This is a genomic window from Synechococcus sp. 60AY4M2 (assembly GCF_002760375.1).
GTDB lineage: Bacteria > Cyanobacteriota > Cyanobacteriia > Thermostichales > Thermostichaceae > Thermostichus.
The window spans coordinates 1,937,151-1,945,001 of record NZ_AUMZ01000001.1; the positions used below are offsets into that span (position 1 = coordinate 1,937,151).

Sequence of the window (7,851 nt, forward strand, 5' to 3'; positions counted from 1 at the left end):
CTCTGGGAGAGGGGAGATAGTTATCATCATGCAAAAATCGGGATCCCCGCCCTCCTCAGGCGAAAAGGCAGGGATCCCTGGCCTGTGTCCATGGAGACTAGGCACTAGCGTTGAGGGTTATCGGGAAGGTCAGCGGCTCCGGCTCCTCCTCAGGCGGTAGCATCACCACCTCCGAGCTGTCGATGATCGCTTGCAGCTCTTCCCCATCAATGGTTTCGGCCTCCACCAAGCGGCGGGCGATGCGATCCAAGAGGGCGCGGTTTTCCCGGATCAGGTAAGTGGCCCGTTGGTAGGCCTCATTCACCAGACGTCGCACCTCTTCGTCGATGAGGGCCGCCGTCTCCTCGGAGAAATCCCGCTCTGCAGCGATCTCACGGCCTAGGAAGATATTGGCATACTGGCGTCCCAGGGCCACGTTGCCCAGGCGGTCGCTCATGCCAAAGCGGGTGACCATGTTGCGGGCAATGCGGGCCACCTGCTGTAGGTCGCTGGCTGCCCCCGTGGTCACCTCCGCCTCGCCATAGACCACCTCCTCTGCCACCCGACCCCCCAGGGCGACGGTCATCATGTTTTTCAAGTGGGCACGGGTGGTCAGGCCCATGTCATCATCGCTGGGCATGAACCAGGTGAGGCCGCCCGCCTGGCCGCGGGGAATGATGCTGACCTTTTGAATGGGATCGTAGTTGGGCAAGAGGGATCCCACCAGGGCGTGTCCTGCCTCGTGGTAGGCCACCAGCTCCTTGCGCCGCTCGCTCATGAGGCGATCCTTCTTCTCTGGGCCAGCCAACACCCGATCCACGGCGTCGTTGATCTCGTCCATCGAGATCTCGGTGAGGTTGCGGCGGGCCGCCAAGATGGCCGCTTCGTTGAGTAGGTTGGCCAGGTCTGCGCCGGTAAACCCAGGGGTGCGGCGGGCCAATTTCTCCAGATCCACATCGGCGGCCAAGGTTTTGCCGCGGGCATGCACCTTGAGGATCTCCAGGCGGCCCTGGAAGTCGGGGCGATCCACCGTCACTTGGCGGTCAAAGCGACCGGGCCGCAGCAGCGCTGCATCCAACACATCGGGGCGGTTGGTGGCGGCGATAACGATGATGCCGGAGTTGCCCTCAAAGCCGTCCATCTCGGTCAGCAACTGGTTCAGGGTTTGCTCCCGCTCGTCGTTGCCACCTCCTAGGCCGGCTCCCCGCTGCCGACCCACGGCATCGATTTCGTCGATGAAGACAATACAGGGGGCATTTTGCTTGGCCTGCTCGAACAGATCCCGCACCCGCGAGGCCCCCACTCCAACAAACATCTCCACAAACTCAGAGCCAGAAATGGAGAAGAAGGGCACACCCGCCTCTCCGGCCACAGCGCGGGCCAACAGGGTTTTACCTGTACCTGGGGGGCCGACCAGCAACACCCCGCGCGGGATCCTGGCGCCCAGAGCGTTGTACCGCTCGGGGTTTTTCAAAAAGTCCACCACCTCGGCCAGCTCCAACTTGGCCTGGTCAACACCAGCCACATCGTTGAAGGTAACCTGAGTTTTCGGCTCCATCTGCACCCTTGCCCTCGACTTGCCAAAGTTGAGCGCCTGGCTGCCAGGGCCGTTTTGGGCTCGGCGCAACAGGAAAAACAGGCCAAGCAGCAGCAAGACGGGCAGGAAGAAGGTGCTGAGGATGCGCCCCAGCAGACCCTCCTCCTGAACCGGGCGCACCGCCAGCTCCACCCCTTGCGCAAGCAAGGTGTTCTCAAACTCGGGGGTGAGGGGAGGCAGGTTGACCAGCACTTGGGTGGCGCGGTTGTTGATTTCCGCCTCGGCAATGGCAATTTGGCGACCATCGGGGGCGATCTCGACCAAGACTTTGCTGACCTCGCCCCGTTCTATGCGGCTCATCAGGTCGGAGTAGCTGATCTCCAGACGCTCAGCCGGACGGGTGCCGAAGAAGGTTGTGGCCAGCGAGATCAAGACAATGGCCAGCAACGCGTACAATCCGGCGCTTCTCCATTTTTTGTTTTTACCTTTCTGACTCACGGAAGCGTTTCCTCCCAAAGGGTGCTTTTTATCGAACTCACAGATGGCATCTGGGGTCGAGTGGATTCTTGCAACGATAGACTATTAATTAATATTAACCCGGCTGAGAGGCCGGGGAGAATAGCCGAAGATCCGCAGGATCGCGCACTTTTGTCAACGGGCTTGCGGCTAGGATCGGGGGCGAAAGGGCCGCACTCCCCCTCTCTCCTTGGTTTTCTAGGGAATCCCCATGCTGACTCAACTGCGCCAACTGAGCCTGGCTGCCGACGGACGCTACCTCAGAGATGAGGAGATGCAGTTCATGGAGAGCTACCTGGCCTCCTTTGAGCTGCGCCTGGGCGCCTATCGCAAAATCCAAGCGGCGGAAGCCCAGATTGTCGGCGAGGTGGAGGCGAAGCTGCGCGCTCTGGATCCCTACTTGCTCATGCGAGGGGTGGAGGATTTCCGCAACAAATGGAGAGCCGACACCGTGCGGGTTTTGCGCCTCTCGGCTTTGGCCATGCTCCTAGACGATGAGCAGCGCTACAAGGAGCGATTTCTCTACTGGTTTCAGACCTTGATGCGGGCCTTCCGCACCCAGCGCAGTTGTGAGGCTACCTACCGCTTCTTGCAAGAGGTGATAGCCAAGTACCTCACCCCCGCGGAGTTTGCTTTGATCCAGCCGATTCTGGAAACCAACCGTACCCTGCTGGGTCTCACCTAGGCCGCAGGCTCGGAGGAAGGGCTCGCCTCGATCACCTCCAGCTCGTCGGCCTGGAGGTGGGCGCGGAACTTATTCCCAAACTGCACCTGAAAGGGAAAATTAGCGCTGATCGGGCGGCCGTTCCAGTCTTGGATCACAGCCGTCACTTCTCCCTCCATACCTTTGAGGTCAAAAGGTTGATTGCGATGTTCCGGGTGGTGATAGACGATCACGCTGGTACGCACCCGCACTCGATCTCCGACTTTCATCACACACCATTACACGGCGCTGTTAGGAGCCGTGCCCTCCAACCGTTGAACGTTAAAAACTTGCAATACCCTAGGTTGGCATTTTGCCATAGCTGCTTGCCAGGAGCGACCTCCTGCAAACTCACTCGATTGGTTGCTTTCAGCCGCACGCCCCGCTCACCTCGCTGCCAGGGGAGTGTGGCTTCGCCGCTTGCTACCCACCGTCTGGCGGGGCTGGGTTTGATTAACATCAGGGGGGTTTTCCCATCCACGGCAAACATAGGTACCAACACGGCTGTAAGCTCTTCTGTGTACGCCCCCTCGCCCCTACGGAGGTTTCAGGCTGGGGGAGAACCTGTAACATGTTTTGGGCCGCTGGGCCTAGATCCTCTGCTTGCCCTCCGGCGTTCCTTGCGAAGCTTGGCCAGGCTGTTCTCGCGCCTAGCTTGCCGTTGCGATGCTGGCATCGCTACTCCTGCCAATTGCTAACCAAGTGCCTCCAGCCCGCTGATGCGATCAGTCGCGGCACTTGGCCTCCTGAAAAGGCAGCCCACCCCAGGAGCCTGCTGGAAACACTCTAGCTCAGCCCCTAACGAAGACTGCGGAATGTAGAGAACTATGTAGAAATTGATACAGTGGTTTGCATTTCTCCGGGATCCCCTCGCCCTTGAGGAGCCGCGCCGGCTTCTGGGAGCATTGCCCCAACCCAAGCCCACTGACTTCAGCCGAAAGATCCCTCTGCGGAACCTGGGATCCGTGGGGCTCATCAGTGTATTCCCGGACACGTTTTTGGGAGACTTTGACCAATTCTGAGGATCCCAGGCCTAGAGTGGTGGTGGATGTTCTGGCTCGGGGCCCTTTTGTTCGCGGTCGAGATCTGGATATTTCGACGGCTGCCGCTCGCCAGCTGGGCATTTACGAGCAGGAAGTGGCGAAAGTAGAGGTGCCTCTGCTGCCTCCCCAAGAAGTTCCTCTCTCCGGCGTTTTGATGAGCCTAAGGTAGAAATTGCTGGGCAAAAATAACTACTAGAATCGGCTCCCGATGGGGAGAATCTGCCCAGGCTAAATGCCTGAAGATTTGCTGGGCTGGTTTTCTGCTTCTTGTCTGCGGCGATCGCCAATGCCGCAGTCGCCGCAGCATTCGGGTCGCTTGAAGTCGTCCCAATGGATGCAGGCCCGGCAGCCCTTCAGCATTTCCGGCCAGCGCTCTCGAATTAGCAGTTGTCGCAGCCTCACTTCTCGTGATTCGGGAAAGGGGTGTTGCAATTCATCCATGGCCCTGGGATCCGCAGCTCTCTGTCTCTGGTATAAGGGCAAATGAAAGTCTGCAATCTAGAAATATCGGCATAGCTTAAGGTTTGTGCTTTGCCGATCTCCAAAGAGGGCTTGGGCTAGCCCAATTTTCTTGAGCCCATTACTTTGCGAAGGGATTTGCAAAAAATATAAACGGATTTCTTACAAGATTTAGCTGGATTTTTCCCCGCTTAACACAAAGGTGGGATCCAGAGGCAGCAACAGTTGGCTGCGACCGCGGTGTTCCAGGCGGTTCACGGCTGATTGGATCACCTCCACATGATGAGCTCGCACGGCAGCCAGCCCGGCAGAGAGGCCGTAGAGCCCCTCCAGAGAGTTGGTGGTCGCCACAATCCTGCCGTTGGGTTTGAGATGGTTCCAGGAGGCCTCCAGGATCTCCCGTAGGGGATGGCCACCTTCGATACAGATGCGATCGGGGGGCGGAGAGAGCTGATGCAAGCAATCGGGGGCGGTGCCCTGGATTACTTGCACGTTGTTGAGGCCGAATTTCTCGCAGTTGCTCTCGATCAAGCTGACCACCTCGGCATCGCGCTCGATGGCAATCACGCGAGCGCGGGGGCAGAGAATGGCCGCTTCGATGGCGATGGTGCCTGTCCCGGCGCCGATATCCCATAGGCAGTGGTCTTCTCCCAGGCGCAACTGGCTCAGCACCAGCACGCGTACCTCGCGGGGGCTCATCGGGATCCCCGGGATCCGCTCAAAGGCGGAGTCCGGGATCCCTGGGGTGCGATAGGGCCAAGAGAAGGGGGTTGCCATTGCCAAAGACCGCTGCCGGGGAAATGGCCATACTTCTCAGCATAAGGCGAAGCCCCGACCAACTGGCTACGCTCTTCATGTCCCCCTCCTGGGAGAGGGGATCCCCGCGCTAAGCCAGCCTAGGTCAGTAGCCCCGTGAGGGCCGGACAAGGCTCCAAAGCTGATGATCGGACTCGAACCGATGACCTGCTCATTACGAGTGAGCTGCTCTACCGACTGAGCTACATCAGCAAGGGTAAGCAATTCCGCATCCCTTTGTTCAGCCAGTTCAGCAGCGCAAACTGGGAACGCGGGACGGGAAAGCTGACTTAGACTATTGATGCTCACCAATCTTAGCGCATCCTTGCCCTGCTCGGGATCCCCAGGCCGTCAATCCTAGAGAAAGACCTAAGGTTAACCAGGCCAGCCAGTCGCCTGTGCGCGTGTAGAAGGTTACCTGGGATTGCCGCCTGACCTCTCCGGTCACCACTCCGCGCTGAAAAATCGGGCCCACCTGCTGGAGTCGACCTGAGGGATCCACCACCAGGTTGCCGCCGGTGTTGTTGACAAAGACCACGCTGCGCCGGTTTTCGACCGCCCGGAAAACCGAAAGCCGGCCGTGGAGCATGGGCCAGTGGCTGTTGCCAAACCAGCTATCGTCGGAGATCACGATCAACGACTCTGCTCCATTGCGGGTCAGAGTTCGGCTGGGGGCGGGCAATACACTCTCCAAGCAGATCATCACCCCCAAAGGCCCAAACAGCTCCCCTCCCGCCAGCGGCCGATAGCCATCTGGGGAGGGCGCGTAGCGCCCCGACTCAAAATAGGGGAAGATCCACTGCTTGCCAAACCAATCCAGCACTTGGCCTTGGGCGTTGAAGAAGAGGGCGGTGTTGAAAAATCGCTGCTCCTCCTCCGGCAGGTGGGCTGTGCGGGGATCCGGCTCCGTGGCCCCCGTAATCAAAGCCCCTTCTGGGGGGAGGATGGTTCGCATTGGCTCGATCACATGGGGTTGCAGGGGGGTGTTCAGCAACCGGGCCCGCAAGGCTCCTTCCGGCCAGATCACCAACTGCGCCCCCTCGGCCACCGCCTGGGCCGAAAGCTGGTGCAACTCCCGGTAGCGCTGGCTGCGGTACTCCCAACTGCGATCGGCTTCCAACCAGGCCACCTGCTGCACCGTCCCCACGCGAAAGCTGGGATCCCCTTCCGCCGCCGCTAAAACATCAAAGTAGGCCAGCCGCAGGCTGCCATAGGCCAAGACCAGCCCCCCCAGACCTAAGCCGCAGGCCAGCGTGCGCCGGATATCCGGGTTCTCGGCCCCCGAGCAGGATCCCTCTGCCCTCCATTGGCAGCGGAGCTGCTCGGCCAACTGCCAAACCACGCCATTGACGAACACGGCAAAAAAGGTCACTCCCCAGATCCCGGTGAGATCGGCAATTTGGATCCCCAGGGGCCAGTCAAAGAGCAGGGATCCCCAATGAAAGGGGATCGGCCACCAGAGCAGGCCCAGCAGCCCATCCAGGCCTGTCCAGACCGTGGCCAGGCCCAGGGGACGTGCCCAGGGGGGGAGGGGCCGGCTCAGCGCCAAGCTCAAGACCGTGGCTGTTGTGAAAAACAGAGGGATCAGGGGAGCCACCACTGCTCCTCCCAGGATCTCCCAGGCGCTGAGCACTTGAAGCGAGAAGGGATCCACCCAGAAGGCGTACAGGCACACGCAAAACCAGAGGCCATAGGCCAAACGCCACCGCCTCCACCCCTGTTGCTGTTCGCAAAGGTAAAACAGAGGCGCTAGGCCCAGCAGCGCTCCCGGAAACCAGTGCAGCCAGCGGTTGGGGGATCCCAAACACAGCAGCAAAACGGCCAGCCCCGCCAGCCAGCGGGATCTCCACTCTGGGCGAAGCGGTGGGAGCAAAGCCGGGTGTTGAGGGAAGGAGGGCAGCTCTAGGGCCATTGGCAATGCAGGGGAATCCTCTGAGTGCTGCGGGCAGCCGCAAGAGCCGGCCTTGCTCGCATCCCATCATCTTTACAGAGCCTGCTGAGGCCTGCAAACGATCCCAGCGGCCCTAGCGCGGATACCACCGCTTTTGCCAGGCCCGCATTTGCTCAATCTCCGCTTGCTGGGTAGTGACAATGGCTGTTGCCAGTTGCCGAATCTCGGGGCACTTGGATTTTTCCAGAGCCTCTCTAGCCATGACCAGGGCTCCTTCGTGGTGCTGGATCATTGCTTGCAGGAAGCGCAGATCGAACTCAGGGTCAGCGGCTCCCAGGTCGGTATCCATGCGCATAGCCGAGATCATTTCTGGAGTCATGGCCATCTGGTGGCCCATCTCTTCATGCCACATGACGGGCTCCTGGGGAGCTAGCGGGTACCAGCTCAGCCGCCAGTCTTGCATCTGCTTGATTTCTTGGCTTTGGGCGACCCCAATGGCCCTGGCCAACTGACGAATTTCCCGCCGCCGGGATTTTTGCAGGGCTTCTGTGGCCATGCTCACCGCTCCCTCGTGGTGGAGCATGACTCTAGTCAATGATATGCTGGACTATACTGAAAATAATGCCCAGTATGTTCAGTATGGCTGCTTGGTATGGCTAGGTATGTAAAACCGAGAGAAGCGGCGGATTATTTTGGGGTGTGCCTCCACACCTTGAGGCGATGGGAACAGAAGGGCTGGATCCATGCAGTACGTACACCATCCGGTAGGGCAAGAAGGTACGACCTCGACAGTTACATCAGAGCACCCAAGAAGGATAAACGAGTCGTTTTGTACGCCCGAGTCAAAAGTCGAGGGCAGAAGCCAGACTTGGAGAGACAGATTGCAAGACTGGTTGACCTCTATCCTGGAGCCGAAGTGGTCGGAGAG

Annotated in this window: 9 protein-coding genes and 1 tRNA gene; 3 read left to right on the forward strand and 7 right to left on the reverse strand. The window is 59.7% G+C overall.

Translation table 11 applies throughout. The annotated features are described in order from the left end of the window. Nucleotides 1–97: 97 nt before the first annotated feature. The gene (gene ftsH / locus SYN60AY4M2_RS08485) at nt 98–2,014 is read right to left on the reverse strand and encodes an ATP-dependent zinc metalloprotease FtsH (protein ID WP_011431525.1); all 1,917 of its coding nucleotides are present in this window, start codon (nt 2,012–2,014) and stop codon (nt 98–100) included. A 229-nt stretch (nt 2,015–2,243) separates the two neighbouring features. On the opposite strand from ftsH, the gene SYN60AY4M2_RS08490 reads away from it, so the two are divergent. Further along, nucleotides 2,244–2,717 (forward strand): hypothetical protein, encoded by a 474-nt coding sequence (locus tag SYN60AY4M2_RS08490; protein WP_011431524.1) that lies wholly within the window; start codon nt 2,244–2,246, stop codon nt 2,715–2,717. Here the strand turns inward: SYN60AY4M2_RS08490 and SYN60AY4M2_RS08495 are convergent. Then, a complete protein-coding gene (locus tag SYN60AY4M2_RS08495) occupies nt 2,714–2,965 on the reverse strand; it encodes a ferredoxin-thioredoxin reductase variable chain (protein WP_011431523.1) in 252 nt (83 codons plus the stop codon). The genes SYN60AY4M2_RS08490 and SYN60AY4M2_RS08495 overlap by 4 nt on opposite strands. Before the next feature lie 778 nt (nt 2,966–3,743). Here SYN60AY4M2_RS08495 and SYN60AY4M2_RS14085 point away from each other — a divergent pair. After that, entirely contained in the window at nt 3,744–3,947 is a 204-nt protein-coding gene (locus SYN60AY4M2_RS14085) for an RlpA-like double-psi beta-barrel domain-containing protein (RefSeq protein WP_168173328.1), read from the forward strand. Between the two features lie 59 nt (nt 3,948–4,006). On the opposite strand, the gene SYN60AY4M2_RS08505 is transcribed toward SYN60AY4M2_RS14085, so the two are convergent. From SYN60AY4M2_RS08505 to SYN60AY4M2_RS08525, 5 genes are all read right to left on the reverse strand, one after another. Next, the gene (locus SYN60AY4M2_RS08505) at nt 4,007–4,219 is read right to left on the reverse strand and encodes a hypothetical protein (RefSeq protein WP_049749797.1); all 213 of its coding nucleotides are present in this window, start codon (nt 4,217–4,219) and stop codon (nt 4,007–4,009) included. A gap of 189 nt (nt 4,220–4,408) precedes the next feature. Continuing rightward, nucleotides 4,409–5,014, reverse strand: a complete 606-nt coding sequence (gene cbiT / locus SYN60AY4M2_RS08510; RefSeq protein ID WP_011431520.1) for a precorrin-6Y C5,15-methyltransferase subunit CbiT — start codon at nt 5,012–5,014, stop codon at nt 4,409–4,411. Between the two features lie 158 nt (nt 5,015–5,172). Next, nucleotides 5,173–5,245: transfer RNA gene (locus tag SYN60AY4M2_RS08515), tRNA-Thr, on the reverse strand. A gap of 82 nt (nt 5,246–5,327) precedes the next feature. Beyond that, on the reverse strand, nt 5,328–6,944 hold the full coding sequence (locus SYN60AY4M2_RS08520) for an apolipoprotein N-acyltransferase (RefSeq protein WP_099812714.1): 1,617 nt from the start codon (nt 6,942–6,944) through the stop codon (nt 5,328–5,330). A 112-nt stretch (nt 6,945–7,056) separates the two neighbouring features. Then, nucleotides 7,057–7,506, reverse strand: coding sequence for a DUF305 domain-containing protein (locus SYN60AY4M2_RS08525; RefSeq protein WP_276307364.1), 450 nt, complete (start codon nt 7,504–7,506; stop codon nt 7,057–7,059). Nucleotides 7,507–7,575: 69 nt separating this feature from the next. Here SYN60AY4M2_RS08525 and SYN60AY4M2_RS08530 point away from each other — a divergent pair. After that, on the forward strand, nt 7,576–7,851 hold a 276-nt coding region (locus SYN60AY4M2_RS08530; RefSeq protein WP_143597318.1), incomplete at its 3' end, for a MerR family DNA-binding transcriptional regulator.